Here is a 21,531-nt window from a genome sequence, read left to right on the forward strand (position 1 = left end):
CCAATGGCGTAAACTACATATTGGTATAGATGCCAAAACCCTACAAATACGCGCTATTCAGCTCACAACCAATAATGTCAGTGATTCACAGGTGCTTGGTGATTTACTTAATCAGATTCCACAAGATGAGCAGATTGACTCTGTTTATACCGATGGAGCTTATGACACCAAGCAATGCCGTCAGGTCATTGCAGATCGGCAAGCGCATGCGGTGATTCCACCTAGAAAAAATGCGAAACCATGGAAAGATACAAAGATTAGCTCGCTAGAACGAAATGAATTACTTCGAACAATTAAACGTTTAGGCAGGACGCTATGGAAAAAATGGTCAGGCTATCATCGGCGAAGTTTGGTTGAAACTAAGATGCATTGCATCAAATTATTAGGAGATAAACTCAGTGCAAGGAGTTTTGATAGCCAAGTGAATGAGATCCATGCACGTGTAGCAGTCCTTAACAGATTTACGGAATTAGGTCGACCACTTACCCAAGTTACGCCTTAAATTTGGCTCAATTAGGGGCGCTTTGCATTTCAAATCTTTGTGCAACAAAGCCGATCGAAATGATAAAGTCATAAATTGCTTTTCAAAAAAAAAGAAACTAATATGTTTCTTACAGAACCTAAAAGCAATAAATGCATCTACAATGAATAAGTCTTTACTTCAGCAAATCAAAAAAAGACGAACCCAATTGGGCTTAAAGCAAGTTGATATGCAATCCCGTACAGGCATTTCAAGACAGCAGTACCAAAAACTGGAAAGTCAGGGCAACCCTCGATTAGAGACCTTAGAAATTATAGCGGCAGGATTAAATGCTCAACTGATGCTCATCCCTGATGATAAGGTTCATTTGATCAGACAATTATTGAATGATGAAATTAAAGTCACTATTGAAGATCAGGATGACTTAATGACTAACCCATGGAAGGGTCTTCTCGGAGGAGAGGAACCATGAATACTGTTGCCGTCCTGAAATTAACATTACATCACGGTATCGTTGGATACTTGGCAGGATTTCAGAGCGGAAAAAATATTCTGGTTTTTACAGATTCTTTCCGCTCTGATCAGCAACGCCCGACCTTGAGCCTGCTGACTTCCCCCTTGTATCCTCAAGTGGATAAAATTTTAGAAAAGACCTATGTTACACATCAGCGTTTACATCCCTTGCTATCAAACTTGCTACCAGAAGGTGCATTACGCGAACTGATTGCACAAAGCCTCAAAGTACATATAGACAATGAATTTCAGTTATTGGCAGCTTTAGGTCATGATTTACCTGGAGCACTCATTGCGACTCCATTAGATCCAGAAGAAATTCCAGATGAAATAAAATTCAAACTGCAGATCTCTAATCCAGATCAGATCTTAAAGCAAGAGATTCGAACAGATAATAAGTTTTCCTTGGCCGGCGTCCAAATGAAGTTTTCCATGAAAGCCAAAGATGGGCGTTTTACACTAGTCCAGGCAACGGAATCGTCTCTACTCGGGGACTGGATTATCAAAACTCCTTCTTCCAGACATGCTTTTGTTCCGCTAAATGAATATTCTATGATGAGCCTTGCCAAAATGGTCGGAATAGATGTCCCTGAGATTCGCTTGGTGGATATGGCACTCTTACAAAACCTTCCACCATTAAATTTACCCCAAGAGCAATATGCTTTTGCAATCAAAAGATTTGATAGACAGAGTACTGCTGATACTACAGAGCTTATTCACATCGAAGACTTTGCTCAGATCTTCGGTGCATATCCACAGCAGAAATACAGCACCACAAATTATGAGCAGATAGGAAAGATCATTTATCAATTTTCAGATAACAAAATTCTTGATATTCAGCAATTTGCCAGCCGCTTACTTGTCAACATTTTGCTCGCCAATGGAGATGCACACTTAAAAAACTGGAGTATGATTTATCAGGACAAAAGAACACCAAGATTATCTCCCGCATACGATATATTGATGACTAGTGTATATATTGAAAATGAGCTTCATTTCGCATTGAATCTTGCCAAAAATAAAGATTGGTATTTAGCTGAGATGAAACACTTTGAACAATGGGCTGAAAAAGTCGGTGTTCCATGGCGTGTTATTGAAAAACAACTTCACGCCATTATGGACAAAGCACGGTCAGTATGGCCAGCGCTATTACTAGACTTACCTATGATTTCTGTTCATAAAGAAAAATTAAGAGAACATTGGAAAAAATTGCATCCAGACTTTCAGATACTTACAGATGATTAGAGGAAACCTGTAACCAAGCTAAAATTTCTCAAACAATTTCATCACATCATTTTCCGTCAGTTTCGCTTCTCCCTCATGATCTGTGCTTAGAATAGACTGTGCCAGTTCTGCTTTATTCTGCTGCAAGGCAATAATTTTTTCTTCTATGCTTTTATTGGTAATCAGCTTATACACAAATACCGGCTTGTCCTGTCCAATCCGCCATGCACGATCTGAAGCTTGATCTTCAGCAGCAGGGTTCCACCATGGATCATAGTGAATGACCGTATCTGCGGCAGTTAGATTCAGACCGACCCCTCCTGCTTTCAGACTGATTAAAAATACCGGCACTTGTCCAGACTGAAATGCTGTAATGACTTCATCTCGCTTTTTGGTCTTTCCAGTCAGCTTCACATAGCCAATTTCTGCGTGATAGAGCTGTTGTTCAATCAGTTCCAACATTGAGGTAAACTGAGAGAAAATAAGAATTTTTCGTCCCTCTTCCACCATTGGAACAACCATATCCATCAACTGTTCAAGTTTGGCAGAATACGCCTGCCCGGTTTTAACTGAATCCAGTTTCAGCAAGCTAGGATGACAACAGACCTGACGCAGCTTCAGCAAGGCATCTAAAATTTGGATTTGACTACGCTTAAAGCCTTTTTCTGCCACAATTTTCTGAATATTTGCCTGCATCGTGGCGCGAACAGCCTCATATAGCTTGGATTGCTGCTCATTCATGTCAATATTGACTTCAATCGTGGTTTTTTCAGGCAATTCCTTGGCAACGTCAGTTTTCAAGCGACGTAAAATAAAGGGTTTAATGCGGTTTACCAACTTTTGCCTTAACTGCTGATCGCCGCGTTTTTCAATAGGATAGCGGTACTTTTTATTAAAGATTTCTTGTGAATATAAAAATCCTGGCATTAGAAAATAAAATAGTGCCCACAGCTCACCCAAATGATTTTCCATAGGTGTACCAGTTAGACATAGACGATGTCGCGCTGTTAATTGCCGTACTACCTGTGCAGCTTTGGCACGCGGATTTTTAATATTCTGCGCTTCATCCAGAATGAGTTGATGATATTCATATTGCTTCAGTTGCTCTTCATCTCTCGCCAAGAGCGGGTAGGTGGTTAACACAATGTCATAGTGTGAAATCTGCTCAAAATACTGATGGCGGTCGGGGCCTTGTAGCAGCAGTACCTTGAGCTCAGGGGTAAATTTTTCCGCTTCTTTGAACCAGTTATGCATCAGCGATGTGGGTGCAACAATTAAGGCGGGTCTGTCCTGCAAATGACCAGCCTGCTTTTCCATGAGTAAGTGGGCTAAAGTTTGTGCTGTTTTACCCAAACCCATATCATCCGCCAGAATCCCGCCATGCTGGGTTTCCCTTAAAAACTGTAACCAGCCTAGGCCCTGCTGCTGGTATGGACGTAATTCCCCCTGAAAACCTTGTGGTGTCGGCAGTTGTTGCTGATAGCCTTGTTTGAATTTCTGCGCAAATTGCTGCAGGCGATTACTGACCTGCCACACCATCCCCAGATGATGCTGTAATTCTAATAGTTGACTCGCATCATAGCGATCTATGCTACGCTCTTCTTGCTGTAAAATGCTCTGCAGATGCAACAATACCGGCTTAATGTCCTTTGCGGATAAAGCCAAATCTGGTTGATCCGCTGCAGTTTTCAGGGTGAAAATTTGACTGTCATTCAGATGACCAAAAATCCGTGGATCAAGTAAATCAGGCTGTTCTTTCACCAAAGCCACAAGTGCATCGAGTAAATCATAGCTATTGCCTGCACTGTCCTGAACGGTCGCCCCGATATTGAACCAGTCTTGTTGGCTTTCAGATTCAGTGATGGAAATATTTAAATTTTCAACATATTGCAGCTTAAATGGGCTGTGTTCCAGATGCTCTATCTGCCATCCAATCAATTCAATTTGATTGATGGGCATCAGCTGTTTGATCCAGTCTCCATAGAACGCAAAAACTATAGAATCAAGACGTTGTTTATCCAGTTTTAATTGCTGGTAATAATTAAGATCTTTCACCCACTTCAGTGATTCGACCAATAGCTGTAAACGCTGGATTGACTGTTGTTCCTGAACTAAGTCCCGAAGCTGTCGCACCATTTTGCCATGCTGCTCACCAATAAAACTGTCACCTGATGTACCTGCTTTTATTCGTCCGCCTACATAGGAGAATTCAATTTCGGCACAAACAGACTCTTCCCATTTCCAATCAAATTTATCTAAAACACCGAAGCGTAAAATTGGCTGGGGACTTCCCTCAAGGACATCAATATGCTGAATAGACTCGGGCTGAGGCAGATTTTTCACGTCTGAATATTGATGAGTCAGTTTCTCAAACTCTGGCAAGAGCATAGATGGAAGATCAGGCATCTGTAAAAAATGGTACAGAAGATTTGCCGTATATTCACCATATAACTGGCCCACCGTGTTCTGTTGAATATCCACATAACATGGGGGATGGCTCGCGAGAATCTGAATATGTGGATTTGATTTCAAATCGAGTCGAATATCACCATTGACCAATTCAATGTTTAAATGCTCTGTCTGTTTGTTTACACCTTGTTGCCAGATCAGTTCGATGTGATAGCCTTGTTCTGACCATTGAAGTGCAGTATGGCTCTTTTTTTGCCAGTACACATCGCCACTTTGAATAAAAGATTTGAAATGTTCCAATAAAATTCTGGAGATATCAAGATTGCTTTGATAAAAGCGTTCGTCACTGTTTATTTTGGCATAATAATAAATCTGGTTAAATAATTGTCGTTTTTGTTCAGGTAAAGTCAGATGCTTTCTGGTGATATTTTCATATTGGGTATAATAACTTTCCCCCGCAATTGAGCCGTTTTTATTGCGTCTGGCCTTCTGAACATCAACTGTCAATTTCTTTAAGCTGACAGACTGATCTAGCAGGTAAATTAAATAATTGTTTGTTTTGACAGATTGCTCTGGTTCAGTCTGTTGTAAATACCGTTTAAAATCATTCAACCAGCGCTGCGCCTGATCATCCCCCCGTTGGCGTTTTGCGATTCCCTGCGAGGATTGAGATTCAGCATAACGCTGTTGAAATTCCTGACGATATTCTTGAAAGAATAATCGCGCTAAAGCAGCAGCATGTTTACAGTTATATCCAACCGGACAAGTGCAGTCGTCATCGATTAAACGGTCTTTTTTAAGATTATAGGTAATCGCGGTATCGTAATAATCTGTCCCTTCAATTTGAGCATACATCGTGACATCATCATTTTCTTCAAAGAACTCAATTGTTTCTCTATCAATGTGTTTAGCATAGCTCAGACTGCGCTGAAGAGTTGCAGTACTAAAGCGAGATAGAAAATTGATCAATGAGGACATAATTACCAGAAACCAAAAATGTTTATACAATTATAACGGACAAAGCTGTCATTTCAGAACAGTAGTGCTCGCCAACGTATCAAAAGGAAATAAATCCATGCTCAAAAACTTAATGTTTACTACAATGGATGGGGTGAATATTGGCTTTGGGGTACATTGGTCTCCTCAACCGCAATCACAGGTCGGCCATTAATCGCCTTTGAATACAGTGCAGAAGCGATCAGTAAAGGTTTAGAACTTTCCTGCACATCAAATGGATATCATGGGTGAGGCACTGAATATTCCTCGACAAGCTCTTGTGAAACTTGGTACTCAGGAAGCGGAACTTTGTGTCCAAGAAGTCGATGAAATTATTGGCTCGATTTGTAAGGTTGCAATCCGATTCAGCAATATCGCTCATGACCTATTACCTGGACAAATTCAAGCAGAGACTCTCCAACTGATCCAAAATAGGATTGAGTATAATATTCATTTATTGCACTAAATAGCCTTCACAAAGCTTCTATGAAGGGCTTACTCTAACCGTTGTTTTATCACGGCATAAGCTACACCAGTCACCACACTTCCAATCGCAATCGCCAATAAATATTTTAATGGATAATTCATCGCATTCGGAATGATCAGTACCATTACACCGCCATGAGGAGTGACTAGTTCACATTTAAATAATGCAACCAAAGCCCCAGTTACAGCACCACCTGCGATCGCGCATGGAAGCACTCGAATCGGGTCTTTGGCAGCAAACGGAATAGCCCCTTCCGAAATGAAACATAGGCCCAGAACTACAGCAGCCTTCCCTGCATCTTGCTCAGGTTTGGCAAATTTATGCTTTGCCAGAAAAGTTGCAATTGCCATACCCAATGGCGGTACCATACCCGCAGCCATGGTAATCGCCATCGGTCCGTATGTTTGTGACGTAAGTAAGCCCACCGTAAAGGCATAAGCCGCTTTATTTATTGGCCCCCCAACATCAATACACATCATACTCCCCAGGATAATCCCCATGATCATGGCATTGGTCGTCCCCATATTGGCAAGGAAGTGTGTGAGTAATTCAAACAATTGTGCAACAGGCTGTCCAACCACATAAATCATGATTAAACCAACAGCTAAACTCGCTAATAGTGGAATAATCAAAATTGGTTTTAATGCTTCTAGGCTACTTGGGAGTTTAAGCTGTTTCGATAAAAATAACGCAATATAACCTGCAATAAAACCTGCAACTAATCCACCGAGAAAGCCTGCCTCTAATTGTGTTGCAAGTAAACCGCCAATCAAACCTGGAGTTAAACCCGGACGATCCGCAATAGAATAAGCAATGTAACCTGCCAGCATAGGTACCATAAGAGTAAATGCTGCAGCACCTATTTGCTTTAAGGATGCGGCAAAGCTTCCTTCAACAGGGTTGAGGCCAAACATAAACGAGATGGCAATGATCAAACCGCCCGCCACCACCATCGGCAGCATGAAAGACACCCCTGTTAAAAGGTGTTTATAAATTCCAGTTTTTTCTTTGTTTTCATTTTCTGTCTTAGTGGCTGTTTGCTTACCCGTTTCAAGCACTTTGGCTTCAGCAATTGCATTTGCAAAAGTCTTATCCGTTTGCTTAAGAGCAAATCCTGTACTGCAGCGATATACACGTTTGCCTACAAAGCGATCTGTATTGACCTCAATATCCGTTGCTAAGATCACGACATCTGCTTTGGCAATACTTTCTGCCGATAAAACATTTTTAGCCCCAACCGATCCTTGGGTTTCAACATCAATCTGATAACCGTACTTTACTGCACCTTGTTGTAAGGCTTCGGCCGCCATAAACGTATGCGCAACACCAGTTGGACATGCTGTAATGGCGACAAACCGTGTAACCCCTACATTGGCTGCAATAGTTTCATCTAAAGCATCTGAATGCTCAAGAACTTGTTGCAAAAGCATGATCGCATCGTGTTGTGCGTTATTCAAACCAATGACTTTCACAACCTTGTCACGCAGTTGATCCGCTTCTGCCGACTTCTGTCCTACAAAAACAACCGTATCAATAACATTTGATAAATCGAGATGCTCGACTGATGTCGCCACATTATTGGAAATACCAAGTGCTGTCGCTGCTTTGGACAGTTTTTTGGACAAAATCACTGCATTAATCGGCTGCTCGGGACTATGTGGCACAAATAAAATATGTTTTATCTCTGGCATCGTATTAACTCAATGATTGGACTGAGATTTGCGATTTCAAATCTTCAATAACAGCAAAGTCTGGAAGGGCAAACCCAATTTGGGTCACAGCATTGCTCGCAATTGCGGTTGCTGTTTTCAATGTTTCTTCTGGGGAAGTTGAACTCAACAACCCATGAATCATACCTGCCAGCAAAGAATCTCCCGCACCCACAGTACTTTGGACGGTGACCTTCGGTGCAGTAGCATGCAGGGGGTGCGTGCGGTGAAGCCAGTTCACCCCGTTTTCACCCATCGAGACCACAATATGTTCGATCTGACTATTTAAACTGGCAAAAAGATGCTGCTGTTCTGCAAACGTTTCTGCTGGCAAATGGTAAGTTTCCGTCAACTCATCTGTATTAGGCTTAATCAACCAAGGATGGGCAGCAATTGCTGCTTTCAACGCAACACCACTGGTATCTACTGCGACTTTTTTACCCGCAGACTGTAACCATAAAATCAGTGTCGAAAGCTCTTCTGCAGAAAACCCTTGTGGCAAACTGCCAGCAATCACAATCACATCAACCTCTAAAATCAGTTGAGATAAACGTTCACATAGTTGTTGTTTTGCTGAGGTATCTACAAAAAAGCCCTTGCCATTGATGTCAGTCATCTGACCAGAAGCTTCTGCAACTTTAATGTTTTGTCGTGTTTCACCTGCAACATAAATAAATTGGTTATCAAATTGCTCTTGCTGGATATGATGGTCAAAAATTTGACGGTTTTCTTGCCCCAAAAAGCCACTCACAATCAGTTCATGTCCCAAATCCTTAAGGACCTGTGCCACGTTTAAGCCTTTACCTGCTGCATGGCTTTGGGCCGTTAACTGACGATTGACCTCGCCAACTTTTAGTTGATCCAATTGCACGGTGAGGTCAATTGCAGGATTCAGAGTAATGCTTAATATCTTAGCCATTCGTAATTACTCCACCAATGCACGTACGGCAGACGCACTGTCACAACTTAAGGCTTGCTGTGCGACCTGTTTGCAATTTATATAGTTCAAACCACGAATTTGCGCCTTCACCAATGGAATACTGGTACTCGACATACTCAACTCATCCACGCCCAAGCCTATCAATACAGGCACAGCTTTTGGATCAGCAGCCAATTCACCACAAATGCCCACCCATTTACCATGCTGATGTGCTGCCCGAACAGTTTGATCAATCAATAGCAAAATACTCGGATGTAAGCCATCAGCTTCAGCAGACAACAGTGGATGACCACGGTCAATCGCCAGAGTATATTGAGTCAAGTCATTGGTTCCAATACTAAAAAAATCAACTTCTTGAGCAAGAATTGGAGCCAACAATGCTGCCGCAGGAACCTCAATCATAATACCGACTTGTAAGTTTTCACATGGATGCTGTATGCGAACCTCATCCAAAATTGCTTTTGCTGCTCGCCATTCTTCAACCCGCCCAATCATCGGAAACATAATTCTTAATGGGCGATTATCCGCTGCTTTAAGTAAAGCAACCAATTGCTGACGTAACAACTCTGGCTTACGTAAAGTCAGACGAATACCACGTAAGCCCAAGAATGGATTTTCTTCCTTTTCAATAGGCAAATACGGCAAAGGTTTGTCCCCGCCCACATCAAGTGTACGTACCACCAATGGACGACCTGCCAAAGCATCTAACACCACCCGATAATCGGCTTCCTGTGTAGCCTCATCAGGCGCACTGCTGTGTGACATAAAGACCAATTCTGTGCGTAGCAAACCAATTGCTTCTGCCCCATCGGCCACAGCCTGTATCGTAGCGCCCACTTTGCCAATATTGGCTGCGATTTCAACTTGATGTTGATCCAGTGTGATGGCAGGTTCTAAACAATGCTGTTCCGCTTGTTCTCGCAACTCACGCTGGCGTTGGCGCTCTGCAATGGCATGATCAATCTGATTTTGCTCGGGTGAGACCACATACTCCCCAGTATCCCCATTAATTAGCACGGTGGCATGGTTCTCAATATTTAAAACAGCTACACCTGCACCTACGACTGCTGGAATAGCCAGAGCACGTGCCACAATAGCACTATGGGCACTCGCTCCACCAACCGCGGTCAAAATGCCTGCAACACGATCTTTATTCAGACGCGCTACATCACTCGGGCCAACATCATGCATAATTAAGATATAAGGTTGCTCGGGTTCTGTGACATCGGCCACACCGCACAAAACAGCCAAAACTCGCTCACCAATATCCCTTAAATCAGCCGCACGCTCTGCAAGTAAACGATCGCTAAGTGCAGCCTGTGCGGTAGCAGCCACTTCAATATGATCATGCCAAGCTGCAGCAGCAGACAACCCCTGTTTTAAACCGCGTTGTACACTTTGGAGGAGGTCTGGATCATCCAGCATTTCCAAATGTGCCATGAATATCTGCTTAATGGCAGTAGATTCAGTATGTGCAATGAATTGACGTAAGCTATTTTTCACCTGATGAAGCGCAATTTCAAGCTTTTCATTCTCAGCTTTAAAACTCTGTCCGCGACGTTCATAACTAAATTCGCGTGGCTTCACCACATGAGCAGGACCAAAAGCAAGGCCAGTTGATGCCGCAATACCGCAGCTACCCGTATCGCCATGTGATTCAAAAGGCATTAATTCCAAAGTATTTACGACTGGGTCACTATTGCTGTGCTGATGAGATACAAAATCAACAGCTTCAACCTCTTCTCCTAAGCCCTGTTTAACTGCATCAATAATCTGTTCTAAGCCTGCTACAGCATCGGTATCGGGTTGTGCAATAAAAGTCAGAGTTTGACCACGACGACATCCCATGGCTAATAATTTGGTTAAACTTTTTGCCGAAACGTAAGCCCCCTCATCTACAGCAACGAGAACATCCCCTGCAAATTTCTTAGTCATATTGACCAAGTGTGTCGCGGGACGCGCATGTAGACCATGAGCATTAGCTAAGACAATACGACGAGATGGCCAATCAGGAATCAGTTCAGCACCAATTAACTGCGCCAACTGGTGACTATCTTGCTCTTGGTTGAGGGTATGAACTTGTTCAGTATCAAACAAAATATCCATTAACCGTTGAAACCGTTGCATATCCAGTTGCTCATTACTGGCAATACACACCAAAGTCTTGAGCATTTCCTGCTGATGGCTTAAAACCTGTTCCGCTTTTACCAAACTTACAGCTGGGCTCAAAACATGCTGGTTAGAAGTGATCGACCAGACCCCCTCCCCTAAATGAATCATGCTGTTTAGATTTAAACCCGACAGAAAACCACACTCCACCATTTTTTGCTGTTTCAGCAACTGTGTTGCGTGCCAAATTAAATCTTCTACATCAAGTGCGGGAACTTGAGTGGCGATTAAATTTTCATGCAATGCCAAAGATGCAGGTTGGGCTTGTAATAATGCAATAATTTGCTCTGCGGATTGAGCCTGTTTCACTTGATCAGCGACATCATTAATTAAAGCCCGCGTCAAAATTTGTAAGACTTGCAAATGCTCATCTGATTTCGCAGCAATCACTACTGCTAAATAAATTTTATTTTCACCGTCCCAAACAACTCCTTCAGGAAAGTGCGCCAGACGAATACCAGTTTTTAAAATATATTGGCGAGACTGAGGCGTCCCATGCGGAATGGCAATTCCTTGCCCTAAATACGTTGCACTTTGTTGTTCGCGCCCGGTCAACCCATGAATATAATCAGGTGTAACCAACTGGTCTTTGACCAAGATATCGACTAGACATTGCAAAGCTTGTGCTTTATCAGTGGCGTGTTGTTTCATTCGAATATGTTGTATATCTAGCGCGAGCATAAAGCGTCCTTGCAAAATAGCATAGTGAAAAGCTATGCCTTTTTACTGGAGAAAAAATAAAAGTCGAATTCTACTCAGGATTTACACAAAAATCTGTATTTTTTGATTTTATCTTCATGATCATCATTACGATTCTTGCGTACCACACCATGGGCACGTGAAAAAGTAGAAAGCTTATATTTGTACGTCTTACGCCAAAAGGCCAAACAGAAACCGTAACCTCAGGCAACACCCCTCTCATCATAAAATTATACCAGTCAGTAAAATACCCTTAGATTAAGCATATGTATGTTGGTTATTATTGTTGATTATCACAATAAATTAGTGACCAAAAATCAAAGTATCCGACCCCACCTTAAATTACGTCACACAAAATAAAAACTCTATATAACTGTTATATATAGAGTTTATTAACGTACCAATTATGTTATTTAGTGTATTTTATGTCGGTGACTCTTGCCAAGGTTGGTTTTTTTCAAAAGGAAGCTTTGTTTACCCAAATTATTCAGATAAAAATCTCTTTTTTCAAAGGAAAGTTGGCAAAGCCTTAGTAATGTGAGTAATTAAATCGCTTACTCTTTCTCTAGCTTGACCAGGCAATCCGATGTAATATCTGCAATGGTTCTTGCACCAGTCAATGTCATTGCCACACGCATTTCTTTCTCAATCAAATCTAGTAAATTACTTACCCCAGAACCGCCGGCAGCACCAAGTGCGTATACAAATGCACGACCAAGCATGCAAATATCTGCACCCATAGCCAACATACGTACCACATCAAGACCGTTACGAATCCCTGAATCTGCTAAAATTTTGATGTCACCTTTGACCGCACTTGCAATTGAAGGAAGCGCACGAGCAGAAGACAAAACACCATCAAGCTGACGACCACCGTGATTGGAGACCACAATTCCATCTGCTCCGAAACGTACCGCATCCTTGGCATCCTCAGGATCTAAAATCCCCTTAATAACCATGGGACCCTCCCAATAATCACGAATCCACTCAAGATCTTTCCAAGAAATTGAAGGGTCAAAGTTATTTCCCAGCCAACCGATATAATCTTCCAGACCTGTCGGCTTACCTAAATATTTCGAAATGTTACCCAAATCATGCGGACGACCCAATAAACCGACATTCCAAGCCCAGTGTGGGTGCATACACGATTGCATATAACGACGTATTGCAGCATTTTTACCACTCATTCCTGAATGTGCATCACGATAACGCGCACCTGGAACAGGCATATCGACTGTGAATACTAAGGTAGAACAGCCTGCGGCTTTAGCACGTTCCAAGGCATTTTTCATAAAACCACGGTCACGTAGTACATACAGTTGAAACCACATCGGACGTTGAATCGCAGGTGCCACTTCTTCAATTGGACAAACTGAAACTGTTGATAAGGTAAATGGAATGCCCTTTTTATCTGCGGCAACCGCGGCTTGAACTTCACCACGACGCGCATACATACCCGTTAGACCTACAGGTGACAATGCCACTGGCAACGCCAAATTTTCACCAAACAATTGCGTTTCTAAGCTCAGCTCAGACATGTCATTTAACACACGTTGACGTAAAGCGATTTTTGATAAATCGTCTACATTACGCTTTAAAGTATATTCCGCATAGGCACCACCATCGATGTATTCAAATAAAAATGGCGGTAAACGACGTTTCGCAGCTTCACGATAGTCATTTGCAGAAGAAATAATCATAACTTATGTCCTATTTAATCGACTCGAACGTTGACGACGAGCTTCTTCTTCATCGATCATACGTACGCGTTGAACAACAAATTCAATATGCCCACAAGCTGCCTTACGTGCAGTCTCTGAGTCTTGACGTTCAATTGCGTCCATCACCTCAAAATGCTGGTCATGCAATTGTTCAAAATGTTGTGGTGTGGTGTAAACTTTACGTCGCCCTAACATCACGTTGTCTTGCAATAAATCAAACAAACTACGCATCATTTGGATCAGCACTAGATTGTGGGATGCTTCTGCAATCGCCAGATGAAAATTCGCATCCGCTATTGCTGCGTGGGCATCATCACCTAAAGCCTGAAAATGGCTAATCTGCTCAAAACATTGACGAATATTGATCAAATCACTGGGTGTGGCACGTTGTGCGGCATACCATGCTGTACCACCTTCAAGCACCATACGAGCTTCTTGTACATCAAAACGATATTCAGGATCCTGATCCATCAAACCGGATAATGGCTCAACGATTTGATACTGTGACCAATGTGCAGGCAACTGCTTTAAATAGGTGCCTGCACCCGCTTTGCTCTGAATAATCCCTGCGGTAATCAGTTGTTGAATCGCCTCACGTAAAGAGCTACGAGACACACCTAACTGTTCACAGAGTTGGCGTTCAGCAGGCAATCGCTCTCCGACTTGCACATTATTTTTTTCAATCAACAGACGTAAACGCTGTACCACTTTGTCGGAGACTTTCATTTTTTTCCTTGACCCGTTTACGGAATCATCCACGGGAAAACATAAGCTTGTAAGGTCACAATAATACCAATCATCACCGTAAAGATAATGCTGTGTTTTACTGTAAATCTAAATAAATCAGATTCTTTACCAACTAAACCCACTGCTGCACAAGCAATCGCGATTGATTGAGGGGAAATCATCTTACCTGTTACTCCACCACTGGTATTGGCAGCAACTAACAAGACTTCAGGCACACCGATTTGCTGTGCTGTAGTTGCTTGTAACGCTGAAAATAATGCGTTAGCTGAAGTATCTGAACCTGTAAGAAACACTCCAACCCAACCCAAGAATGGTGAGAAGAAGGTGAAAGCCTGACCCGTATGTGCCAGTGCTAAAGCAAGCGTTGCTGACAGACCTGAATAGTTTGCAATGAACGCAAAAGCCAGTACCATACCAATCGAATAAATTGGGGTTTTTAGTTCATTCACGGTTTCAAAGAATGTCGAAACTGCCTCTTTAGGTTTCATGTTTAAATAAATAATCGTGATCAATGCCGCCAATATAATCGCCGTACCCGTTGCTGATAACCAATCAAACTTATAAATCGCATCATAATCTTTAATTTCAGGCACGACAGGTGGTAGCTTTTGAATCAATTGATGCAAATACGGCACTTTAATTGAAACTACTAAATCACTTAATGGGCCGTCCTTAACAAATAAATCTTTAAAAGGTTTGATGCTCCAGATCGTCACCATTGCTGTAAGTATCAGAAATGGAGACCAGGCTTTGGCTATCTGTGCCACACTATATTGTTTACGAGCTTGCTTGATAATAGTTTCATCTACCTGTATATTTTTGTCCTCAAAAAGAAAAATATGTTTTGGTTTCCAATACTTAAGTAAGATAGTTAAACTGATTAATGATGCAATTGCAGCAGTGATATCGGGTAACTCAGGCCCAACAAAATTTGATGTTAGATATTGCGCTAAAGAAAAAGATAAGCTGGCAACTAAAATAGCAGGCCAAGTTTCTTTAACCCCACGCCAACCATCCATGATTGCCATGATCCAGATCAATACAATTGGCACCATAAAGGGTAACTGACGACCAACCATTTGACTGATTTCCATGGTGTCAACACCTGAAACCTGCCCAGCGACAATGATCGGAATTCCCATTGCACCAAAAGCAACAGGTGCAGTATTAACTATCAGGCATAGCCCAGCCGCATATAAAGGCTTAAAGCCGAGTCCCACCAACAGTGCCGCAGTAATTGCGACGGGCGCACCAAAACCTGCCGCACCTTCTAAAAACGTACCAAAAGCAAACCCAACTAATAGCATTTGCAGACGTTGATCTTCTGTAATTGACAGAATAGACGAACGAATAACATCAAACTGTCCTGTTTTTACTGAAATCTTATATATAAAAACTGCACCGATAATAATCCATGCAATTGGCCACAGGCCGTAGAAGAATCCATAGACCATTGATGCTAATGCCATTCCAATTGGCATTTTGTATAAAAATAATGAGACCAGAAAGGCTAAAAAAACGGTAATTGTAGCGGCTACACTACCCTTCATGCGAAAAATAGCTAACGCTAAAAAAAAGAAAATAATTGGAACTAGCGCAATAGCACTCGAAATCCAGATATTGCCTATAGGATCATAAATTTGTTGCCACTGTTGAAGCATTGTCTACTCCTTGAAATGCTTAACTACTAGATTGAACAGTTTATTGTACTTAAACACTAAATTGGTATGACCAATTTAGTGTTTAAGAGATAAAATGTGCATTTTGTATTGGCGATATTAGTAATATTAGCCCAAAAACACAATATAAAAGATTTAATTTATTTTTTGGTATGACCAATTTTTATAATCTCTTAAAATTTTATATATTAGATTTCTTTCATAATTCACTTTTTACTCAGCTCAAAATTATAGATTCCCACAATTAAATTAAATCTTAATCCTAGTCTTTTGCCAGGGTTGCGATATCGCTCGGCAAGGATTTTGAAGGTTTTCAAAGTTCCAAATACCTGTTCAATCCCAATTCTTCTTTTATTGATTTCTTGGTTATAAAGTTTTAGCTCGAGATCTGGTTTTTAGTGCTTTTTTGCTTTTAATGGCCATAAACTATTTGGATACAATGTATAAATCCCTTGATAGCCTTTATTTGCAAGAGGCTTTGTTGCACAAACCTACCACTGAAAGCTTCTTGGGGAATATAATTTCTAAATGAAGAGGTCTGCACCCAAGATCTATCGTACAACCAGTTGATCTACCTACAATAAAGCCTTGCTCAGTCAAGGAAATACATCAATTTGGTTTGATTCAGCCATCCAATGGTCGCTCGATTGACTCAACAACTGCCGATGCAAAACTTGGATGAAAATGTACTAGCCCAACAACTTCATTCCACCAATCAAGAGCAGTTGATTGCCTATAAAGTGTCTTTATTTGGCTCTGACGTCAGTGTCGTTCAGCATGTGGTAGCAAAAACCCGAGGTGCACCGAAAGATTTAAGCCACCAAGTAGTTGGCTTTAGTACAAAGCAACAAGGTGAGGCTCAGTTATGTGTTACGTCGTGAGGATATTCAAGTGGTGGTAGCAGAGCGGATGTTCCTACGTGGATAATTGCTCAAAAAGATTTTATAATCGGTATTAATACCAATAATTTTGTCTTTATTGCTATGTATAGACTTAATCGTTTTGATTATTCGTCGAGAGCTTAAAGCCTTAGATGAAGTTTCAACCTTTTAAGTCAGCCAAATTTATCAGTGAATGATGCTACTCACTATTTAAAAACCTTAGATGCCAAAGTAATGCCTTCCAAGGTACAGTCCTTTGCTCAAAACTCTAAGCACTTAATACATAAACTGCATCAAAATCCGGAAAATGAAAAAGTATTTAGTTCATACGCCGCCCATGAATTGCGTAGTCCTTTAACCGCGATCAAAACTCATATTCAGCTTGCACAACTGATGGCAGAACAACAGGCAAGCTCGCCCAAATTGCAACAGAGCTTGCAGCAGGTACACCTTGGTATCCGCCGATGTACCCAGCTACTGGAACAGCTTCTAGCACTTTCATCTACCGATCAAGTACTGAGTGATATCTAGTACAGTATTGAAATTCCACGGCTCCTGACTCAGGTGATTGCCGATTTACAGTCGCTTTATCCGGAAATTGAACCCAGTTTAACAATTGACTGACCGAGCCTGACCCGAGTTGCCCTACCCGATTTTGAACTAGATACCGTCTTTAAAAACCTACTTAACAATGCTCTATTGCATGCACAGGCAAACACCATTTCAATTGCTATGCTGCATGTGTGCTGATCATTCATAATGATAATCAAAGGTTGAAGATATGCATAATTGGGACAGCGTTTCTGGCATAAATCTCCCTAGCAAAATGGGCATGGGCTAGACTTATATTTGATGAAAATGGTGTTAAACAAATATGGCTATCAGATTCAATTTACAGTGGCGCAACCTCAATATTTAAGCATTCACATCAGCCTCGCTGCAAGCGGATCACTTACTTATGAGAAGACAGGGCTAAATTTAAAGCTGGAATATCAACCCATGTCGTATCAGCAAAATCACGCTGCAAATACTGTTTTAAATAAGCAATGGTATCTTCAGCGATCAAGGGATCTTTGGAGTTATCTGCATGATTAAAAGCAATGGCATATAATTGAACCCCGCGGAGTTTTAACAACTCAAGACTCAGTAAGGTATGATTAATACTGCCTAAACGCCCTGAAGTGACGAGAATCACCGGATAATTATGTGTCTGAATATAATCAATAGTCAGGAACTCTTCGGTTAAGGGCACCATCAGACCACCGGCACCTTCCAGCAAAATACAGTCGTAGGCCGCAGCCAGCTGTTCGGTAGCCTGATGAATCTGTTCAAAGTTAATGGCTCGCCCATCCAGTCGCGCAGCAAGATGCGGTGAAGCCGGATACGTAAAAATTTCCGGCATGGTCAGTTTTTGCTGGTCTTCCGGTAACAGTCCACAACCCATAATTGCACGATGCTGTTCGATATCTTCTGATATATCGACATTTCCGGTCTGGATCAGCTTTTGGGTTATGGTACGAATGCCCTGCTCATTCCAATTTTTGGCCAGAAAACCAGTAGTAAAGGTTTTACCAATTGCGGTATCAATGCCGCTGACAAAATAAATCTGTGCGCTCATGCTGTCTTCCGTGCAATGACATAAACCGGATGATAGGTCAGTGCATACTGTTTGCTTTCAGGGTCTTGGAATTGTTGATAGCCGGTATAAAAATCCTGTAAGGACGATTTTGTCCACCGAAACCCCTGTGCCGTCGCCTGTACACCAGTGGCTTTGATATGCTGTAACACCTGTTTCGGATGCTCAAAATGCAAGGTCATCTGTTCTTCTGTCTGCAGCAGAATGTCAAAGCCTAAGGATTCAAGCAGTTCACAGACCTCCGCTAAAGGCAGATAATCCAAGCCTTGTCCGGTCAGTGCCTTAATTTCCTTTAAATTATTGTCCGTATAACTGGCAAAACACAGATGCCCAGAGGGATTTAAGGCCTGCGCAATGTTGAGCAACAATGCTTTTAAATCCGAGATCCATTGCAATGCAGAACACGACAGCACCATGTCCAGAGACTGCGGCAGTGGCAAGGTTTCAATATTACCAATCCCCCACAAAAGCCGATCATCTTCCGGGAAATGCTGCTTCACTTCGGCATATAGATCATTTAAAAATAAATGATCAAAGCTGTAATACTGCATAAAAAGCCGGGTAAAAAACCCTGAACCGCAGCCAATTTCCAATACCCGTTGCAAATGTGGTTGTGCTACATGCTGCTGCATGAACTGCATCAACTCTGCCGCTACGGCACTTTGTACCAGCGCATGCTGCTCATAACTGAGATTTGCCTGAGCAAAACGCTGGGCAATCTGTTTGCTGTTCATCGCGGCAAATTCCTCAGCACCTGCAGACATGCGTCCAGCTCATCCGCAGAAATGTTCTGATTCAGGCAGATTCTGAGTCTGGAGGTGTTGGCAGGAACCGTTGGCGGACGTACTGGTAGCACATAAAATCCCTGCTGTTGCATAATTTCAGCCGCCTGAATGGTGCGTTTTGCCTCACCAATCAGTACCGGCACAATTTGCGAGGTTGACGGACAGTGATATCCCAAGTCTTGAATGCCCTGCTGACAGCGTACAGCCAATGCTGCCAAATGTACTCGTCCCGCCTGAAGCTGCTGTACCTTCTGAAAAATAAATCTAGTCCAGGCCATACATAGTGGCGGCTGGGCGGTACTAAAAATTAAAGGTCGCATGCTATTAATCAGATAGTCACGAATCACTGGCGCACAGACCAGATAACCACCAACTGAAGCCAAAGCCTTGCCAAAGGTACCGACCAGGAAATCAATCTGGTCCAATACTTGATACTGTTCTGCGCAGCCCAATCCACGTTCACCGCGCACACCAATTGCATGTGCCTCATCGACATAGAGCATGACTTTTGCAAACTGCTGTTTTAATGCCACCAAAGCAGCTAAATTTGTTTCATCCCCATCCATACTGAAAATTGATTCAGTTACCACAATGATGCGCTGGATAGATTCATCTGACTGATATTTTTCTAAAAACTGAGTCAAATGCTGCAGGTCATTATGGCGGTAACGCACATAGCCAGCTTTAGATAAACGAATCCCGTCGATAATACTGGCATGTACCAGTTTGTCAGCAATGATCATGGTTTTAGCATTACTGAGCGCAGGAAGAATCCCGATATTCATGTGATAACCACTATTAAACAGCAGTACTGAACGTCCAAAAGCCTGTGACATCTGTGCTTCAAGTTGTTCAAAATTGGGAAAGTTTCCCGTCAGTAAACGTGAAGAGCTTGAACTCATATGTCGCTCAGACATGGGCGTGAGGTCAAAAAATTCCTCACGTAGCGTTAAGTTGGATGCCAGACCTAAATAGTCGTTGGATGCCAAATTCAGCATCTCTTGACCATTGAGTTGCAATCGTGGCTGGCTAGAAATATTGGACTTAAACTGGCGATATTGCCCTTGCTGTTTCAAGTCATCTAGCTGCTGCTGGAAATGCTCAAGATGGTTCATGCTACTGCCTCTATCTGCTGAATCATCTCCCGCATATGCTTTAATAAAGTTTCAAGTTGCTGTGTTGAAATTACATATGGCGGCATGACATAGACCAGACGGCCAAAAGGACGAATCCAGACGCCACGGCATACACATTCAGCCTGAAAACGCGCCAAATCAATAGTTTGATGTAGCTCAACCACGCCAATTGCGCCGAGGACACGCACATCTTTGACTTGTGCCAAGGATTTTAAATCCAGTAAATATTGTCCTAGTGTACTTTCAATCTGTTGAATACGCGTCTGCCAGTCTTGAGCCAGTAACAGCTGGGTACTTTTCAATGCGACCGCGCAGGCCAACGGATTAGCCATAAAAGTTGGGCCATGCATAAACACACCCGCTTCACCACTTGAAATCGTCTCTGCTACATGGCGAGTGGTTAAGGTCGCTGACAGGGTCATATAACCACCAGTCAATGCCTTACCGATACACATAATGTCTGGTGTGACCTGAGCGTGTTCATAAGCAAATAGTTTTCCAGTGCGGCCAAAACCGGTGGCAATTTCATCTAAAATCAGCAGTACATCGTACTTTTCACACAACAACTTAGCTTGCTTTAAATATTCTGGATGATAGAAATGCATCCCCCCTGCACCTTGCACAATCGGCTCGATGATCATGGCAGCAATCTGCTGATGCTGCAGTGCCAGTATGCGCTCAAGTGGCTGTATATCTTCGGGTTGCCATGCCCCATCAAAACGGCTTTGAGGTGCCGGAACAAATAAACGGTTCGGCAAACTCGAACCAAAAATTTGATGCATACCAGTTACAGGATCACAAACCGACATGGCATTCCAGGTGTCGCCATGATAGCCAGAGCGTGTGGTAACAAAGTTAGTTTTTTGTGGTTGCTGACGTGCATTCCAATATTGCACAGCCATTTTCAACGCCACCTCAACCGCGACCGAGCCGGAATCGGCAAAGAAAATTTTATCCAGTTCAGGCGCCGTGATCTCGAGTAGCAGTTTAGACACATCAATCGCAGGCTGATGAGTCAAACCACCAAACATGATATGTGACATCGACTCTAATTGTTTTGTTACGGCCTGATTGAGTTCAGAATGATTATAACCGTGAATTGTGCACCACCAGGACGACATGCCATCAATCAGCTCGGTACCATCTTCAAGTTCAATGACTGCACCATGTGCAGCTTTAACTTTGTAACATGGCAAGGGTTGTGTCATGGAGGTATAAGGATGCCAAATATGCTGTTGATCAAAAGCGTCCTGCACAGAATTTACCCCAATTATTAAAACTAAAACTGATCTTAGCGCGTTAAATCTGAAAATGAAACG

The 21,531-nt window shown here is 42.3% G+C and carries 16 protein-coding genes and 4 pseudogenes; 7 read left to right on the plus strand and 13 right to left on the minus strand.

Annotation, left to right across the window (positions count from 1 at the left end; all coding sequences use genetic code 11):
• The 3 genes from F891_RS15325 to F891_RS15335 all read left to right on the plus strand — a co-directional run.
• The coding region (locus F891_RS15325; protein WP_005264375.1) for an IS5 family transposase at positions 1 to 502 on the plus strand (502 nt) is incomplete at its 5' end.
• A gap of 142 nt (positions 503 to 644) precedes the next feature.
• Positions 645 to 953: a helix-turn-helix transcriptional regulator gene (locus tag F891_RS15330; RefSeq protein ID WP_004282130.1), complete on the plus strand. Its 309-nt coding sequence runs from the start codon at positions 645 to 647 to the stop codon at positions 951 to 953.
• Positions 950 to 2,239, plus strand: coding sequence for a type II toxin-antitoxin system HipA family toxin (locus F891_RS15335; protein WP_004282132.1), 1,290 nt, complete (start codon positions 950 to 952; stop codon positions 2,237 to 2,239). Before F891_RS15330 ends, F891_RS15335 begins: the two co-directional genes overlap by 4 nt.
• A gap of 18 nt (positions 2,240 to 2,257) precedes the next feature.
• Here F891_RS15335 and F891_RS15340 read toward each other — a convergent pair whose 3' ends face one another.
• On the minus strand, positions 2,258 to 5,605 hold the full coding sequence (locus F891_RS15340) for a DEAD/DEAH box helicase (protein ID WP_004282134.1): 3,348 nt from the start codon (positions 5,603 to 5,605) through the stop codon (positions 2,258 to 2,260).
• A gap of 247 nt (positions 5,606 to 5,852) precedes the next feature.
• On the opposite strand from F891_RS15340, the pseudogene F891_RS15345 reads away from it, so the two are divergent.
• Positions 5,853 to 6,089 (plus strand): annotated as a pseudogene (locus F891_RS15345) (hypothetical protein); the annotation flags it as partial.
• A gap of 29 nt (positions 6,090 to 6,118) precedes the next feature.
• On the opposite strand, the gene F891_RS15350 reads toward F891_RS15345, so the two are convergent.
• From F891_RS15350 to fruB, 4 genes and pseudogenes are all read right to left on the minus strand, one after another.
• The gene (locus F891_RS15350) at positions 6,119 to 7,801 is read right to left on the minus strand and encodes a fructose-specific PTS transporter subunit EIIC (protein ID WP_004282137.1); all 1,683 of its coding nucleotides are present in this window, start codon (positions 7,799 to 7,801) and stop codon (positions 6,119 to 6,121) included.
• A gap of 4 nt (positions 7,802 to 7,805) precedes the next feature.
• Positions 7,806 to 8,738, minus strand: a complete 933-nt coding sequence (gene pfkB / locus F891_RS15355; RefSeq protein WP_004282140.1) for a 1-phosphofructokinase — start codon at positions 8,736 to 8,738, stop codon at positions 7,806 to 7,808.
• A gap of 6 nt (positions 8,739 to 8,744) precedes the next feature.
• Positions 8,745 to 10,394, minus strand: a pseudogene (ptsP, locus tag F891_RS18585) (phosphoenolpyruvate--protein phosphotransferase); the annotation flags it as partial.
• 86 nt (positions 10,395 to 10,480) lie between these two features.
• Positions 10,481 to 11,609: pseudogene (gene fruB, locus F891_RS18590) on the minus strand (fused PTS fructose transporter subunit IIA/HPr protein); the annotation flags it as partial.
• Positions 11,610 to 11,729: 120 nt separating this feature from the next.
• Between fruB and F891_RS17965 the strand changes: the two are divergent.
• Positions 11,730 to 11,828: pseudogene (locus tag F891_RS17965) on the plus strand (VF530 family DNA-binding protein); the annotation flags it as partial.
• Positions 11,829 to 12,181: 353 nt separating this feature from the next.
• On the opposite strand, the gene lldD reads toward F891_RS17965, so the two are convergent.
• The 4 genes from lldD to F891_RS18375 all read right to left on the minus strand — a co-directional run bounded on the left by lldD (position 12,182) and on the right by F891_RS18375 (position 16,133).
• Positions 12,182 to 13,327, minus strand: a complete 1,146-nt coding sequence (gene lldD, locus F891_RS15365; protein WP_004282143.1) for an FMN-dependent L-lactate dehydrogenase LldD — start codon at positions 13,325 to 13,327, stop codon at positions 12,182 to 12,184.
• Positions 13,328 to 13,330: 3 nt separating this feature from the next.
• Positions 13,331 to 14,074 (minus strand): transcriptional regulator LldR, encoded by a 744-nt coding sequence (gene lldR / locus F891_RS15370; RefSeq protein WP_004282146.1) that lies wholly within the window; start codon positions 14,072 to 14,074, stop codon positions 13,331 to 13,333.
• A gap of 17 nt (positions 14,075 to 14,091) precedes the next feature.
• Entirely contained in the window at positions 14,092 to 15,756 is a 1,665-nt protein-coding gene (gene lldP / locus F891_RS15375) for an L-lactate permease (RefSeq protein WP_004282148.1), read from the minus strand.
• Positions 15,757 to 15,980: 224 nt separating this feature from the next.
• Complete coding sequence (locus F891_RS18375; RefSeq protein ID WP_370940781.1) at positions 15,981 to 16,133, minus strand: hypothetical protein; 153 nt, start codon at positions 16,131 to 16,133, stop codon at positions 15,981 to 15,983.
• Positions 16,134 to 16,421: 288 nt separating this feature from the next.
• Between F891_RS18375 and F891_RS15380 the strand changes: the two genes are divergently transcribed.
• Together F891_RS15380 and F891_RS15385 are read left to right on the plus strand one after the other, a co-directional pair.
• Positions 16,422 to 16,655, plus strand: coding sequence for a hypothetical protein (locus tag F891_RS15380; protein WP_225554309.1), 234 nt, complete (start codon positions 16,422 to 16,424; stop codon positions 16,653 to 16,655).
• Positions 16,656 to 16,844: 189 nt separating this feature from the next.
• Positions 16,845 to 17,186, plus strand: a complete 342-nt coding sequence (locus F891_RS15385; RefSeq protein WP_004282152.1) for a histidine kinase dimerization/phospho-acceptor domain-containing protein — start codon at positions 16,845 to 16,847, stop codon at positions 17,184 to 17,186.
• A gap of 421 nt (positions 17,187 to 17,607) precedes the next feature.
• Here the strand turns inward: F891_RS15385 and bioD are convergent, their stop codons facing one another.
• The 4 genes from bioD to bioA are packed head-to-tail and all read right to left on the minus strand — an operon-like array spanning position 17,608 to position 21,468.
• Positions 17,608 to 18,273 carry a dethiobiotin synthase gene (gene bioD, locus F891_RS15390; RefSeq protein WP_004282154.1) on the minus strand — a complete coding sequence of 222 codons (666 nt, stop codon included), beginning with the start codon at positions 18,271 to 18,273 and terminating at the stop codon, positions 17,608 to 17,610.
• The gene (gene bioC, locus F891_RS15395; RefSeq protein WP_004282156.1) at positions 18,270 to 19,055 is read right to left on the minus strand and encodes a malonyl-ACP O-methyltransferase BioC; all 786 of its coding nucleotides are present in this window, start codon (positions 19,053 to 19,055) and stop codon (positions 18,270 to 18,272) included. Before bioC ends, bioD begins: the two co-directional genes overlap by 4 nt.
• The gene (locus F891_RS15400; RefSeq protein WP_004282158.1) at positions 19,022 to 20,191 is read right to left on the minus strand and encodes an 8-amino-7-oxononanoate synthase; all 1,170 of its coding nucleotides are present in this window, start codon (positions 20,189 to 20,191) and stop codon (positions 19,022 to 19,024) included. Before F891_RS15400 ends, bioC begins: the two co-directional genes overlap by 34 nt.
• Entirely contained in the window at positions 20,188 to 21,468 is a 1,281-nt protein-coding gene (bioA, locus tag F891_RS15405; RefSeq protein ID WP_004282160.1) for an adenosylmethionine--8-amino-7-oxononanoate transaminase, read from the minus strand. Before bioA ends, F891_RS15400 begins: the two co-directional genes overlap by 4 nt.
• Between the last annotated feature and the right edge of the window lie 63 nt (positions 21,469 to 21,531).

The sequence above is a fragment of the Acinetobacter sp. CIP 101966 genome (assembly GCF_000369725.1).
Lineage (GTDB): Bacteria > Pseudomonadota > Gammaproteobacteria > Pseudomonadales > Moraxellaceae > Acinetobacter > Acinetobacter lwoffii_Q.

Coding starts and splice junctions, on each gene's coding strand:
- F891_RS15330 (WP_004282130.1), top strand. CDS start 645: ATGAATAAGTCTTTACTTCAGCAAATCAAAAAAAGACGAACCCAATTG.
- F891_RS15335 (WP_004282132.1), top strand. CDS start 950: ATGAATACTGTTGCCGTCCTGAAATTAACATTACATCACGGTATCGTT.
- F891_RS15340 (WP_004282134.1), bottom strand. CDS start 5,605: ATGTCCTCATTGATCAATTTTCTATCTCGCTTTAGTACTGCAACTCTT.
- F891_RS15350 (WP_004282137.1), bottom strand. CDS start 7,801: ATGCCAGAGATAAAACATATTTTATTTGTGCCACATAGTCCCGAGCAG.
- pfkB (WP_004282140.1), bottom strand. CDS start 8,738: ATGGCTAAGATATTAAGCATTACTCTGAATCCTGCAATTGACCTCACC.
- lldD (WP_004282143.1), bottom strand. CDS start 13,327: ATGATTATTTCTTCTGCAAATGACTATCGTGAAGCTGCGAAACGTCGT.
- lldR (WP_004282146.1), bottom strand. CDS start 14,074: ATGAAAGTCTCCGACAAAGTGGTACAGCGTTTACGTCTGTTGATTGAA.
- lldP (WP_004282148.1), bottom strand. CDS start 15,756: ATGCTTCAACAGTGGCAACAAATTTATGATCCTATAGGCAATATCTGG.
- bioD (WP_004282154.1), bottom strand. CDS start 18,273: ATGAGCGCACAGATTTATTTTGTCAGCGGCATTGATACCGCAATTGGT.
- bioC (WP_004282156.1), bottom strand. CDS start 19,055: ATGTCTGCAGGTGCTGAGGAATTTGCCGCGATGAACAGCAAACAGATT.
- F891_RS15400 (WP_004282158.1), bottom strand. CDS start 20,191: ATGAACCATCTTGAGCATTTCCAGCAGCAGCTAGATGACTTGAAACAG.